The 1,865-nt window shown below is 74.1% G+C and carries 2 protein-coding genes; one reads left to right on the plus strand and one right to left on the minus strand.

Translation table 11 applies throughout. The annotated features are described in order from the left end of the window. Positions 1-1,273, minus strand: a 1,273-nt coding sequence (locus AC2W7A_RS12055; RefSeq protein ID WP_485991550.1) for a sensor histidine kinase, incomplete at its 3' end; no start/stop codon positions are given. A gap of 307 nt (positions 1,274-1,580) precedes the next feature. On the opposite strand from AC2W7A_RS12055, the gene AC2W7A_RS12060 reads away from it, so the two are divergent. Continuing rightward, a partial coding sequence (locus AC2W7A_RS12060; RefSeq protein ID WP_485991551.1) for a hypothetical protein occupies positions 1,581-1,865 on the plus strand: 285 nt, incomplete at its 3' end.

Here is a 1,865-nt window from a genome sequence, read left to right on the forward strand (position 1 = left end):
GGTGGGCACGGCGGCGCGCACCAGCCAGCCGCCGGTGGGCTTGGGGCCGGCGTCCACGGTGCCGCCCCACGGAGTCCATGCGCTCGCGCATGCCGCGCAGTCCCATGCGGGTGCCTGCCGCCCGGGGCAGGGACCGTCCACCGCGGCCGTCGTCGGAGACCTCGAGCTCCACGCGGTCCGCCTCGGAGCGCAGCCGCACCGTCACCTGCGCACGGGGGCCGGCGTGCTTGCGGGCGTTGGTCAGGCCCTCCTGCGCCACGCGGTACAGGGCGAGCTCGGCGGCCGGTGCCAGCTGCGGAGCCGCTCCGATCCGCTCCAGCGCCACTGTCTGCGTGCCCGCGGAGCGGGCCTGCTCGGCGAGGGCCTCGAGGTCGGACAGGCGGGGGACGGAGGCGACCGAGCCGTCGTCGTCCCTCAGGGTGTGGACCAGGGTCTGGAGCTCCCGCACGGCCTGGCGGGAGGAGTCCTCCACGCCCTTGAGATGGCCGGCCGCGGCCTGCGGGTCCTTGGCCTGCAGCACACGGGCGGCGCCGGCCTGGACCCCCATGGCGGTGACGTGGTGCGCCACCACGTCATGCAGCTCGCGGGCGATGCGCACCCGCTCCAGGGACACGGCCTGCTCGGCCAGCTGCTCCTGCTGGGCGTGGATCTCCGCGTGGGCCCGCTCGAGCGCCTGCCGCTCCAGGGCCTGCTGCCACGCGCGGTTCCCGAACATCCAGGCGCCGGTGAAGTAGGCGGCGTTGACCAGCCACTGGATCAGCAGGAACGCGAAGTATGCGTTCACCCCGCGCTCGCCGGTCTCCGGGGTGGAGAACCCGAGGACGGACTGGACCAGCAGCCACACGGCCATGGCGACCACGATCGCCACGCGCACCCAGAGGGCGCGGCGGCGGTCGGCGGACCAGGCGCCCGCCGTGTAGAAGCTGAGGAACATCACCACCTGGGAGGCGTAGAACTCGATGCCCACCCAGGTGGCCAGGGCGATGTAGGCCGCCGCGTAGACGGCCGAGACCGTCAGCGGGGCGCGGCGGCGGAAGGCCAGCAGGAGGGCGGCCGCACCTCCCACGGCGGCCACCACGTGGACGGACGCCCGGTACCCGGCGTCCATGCCGGACCACTGGGACAGGTAGGTCATCTCCACCGAGCCGATCGCCAGCACCACCGCGATGGTGACGTCCGTGCGCAGCCAGTGCTCCGGCAGGATGCGGCGGGAGCGGGCGGCTTCGGACGTGGCGGTGGCCTCGGGCGGGGCAGGGGAGGCGGGGACGGGCATGGACTCCACCCTAGGCAGGAGCCGCCCGGCGCACCTCCGTCTGCCGGGGGAGATGGGCCGGGGGATGGGCCCGAGGCGTCGGGGGAGACGGGACGTCTCGCACTTCATCCCTGACCCACAGGGAGGACACAGTGCCCACAGCGGAACCGGCAGGGCGAAGGTCCTGGTCAGATGGACTTTCGTCCACACCTGCGTGGTGCAGTGCACGGCGGCGCGGGTCTGCTGAGAGAACATCGCTGAACAGGTGCACAGCGACCACGCCGTGCAGGCAGCCCGCAGCGTCGCGGGCCGGACGAAGGGCGGACACATGGCTCAGGACATCGAGACCCCTGGCTGGCCGCTGGCCGACGATCTCCGTGTCCCGCGTCCCACGGTGGACCCGGACGAGGTGGTGCTCGGCCCCACCACGGCGGAGAACGAGCTGATCGTCCTCGGCAACGCCGCCCGGCAGGGGTGGCGGGTGGTCGAGTCGGACGGCGTCCGCCACACGCTGCGCTGGAACGACGGCGCCTCCCATGGACGGCGCCCGCATGGACTTCGAGGCCGCCCGGGCGGCGCTGGCCGAGCCCGGCGGAGGCCCCCGGACAGCGGC

The sequence above is a fragment of the Micrococcus sp. LASM2_SD2 genome, from assembly GCF_057364565.1.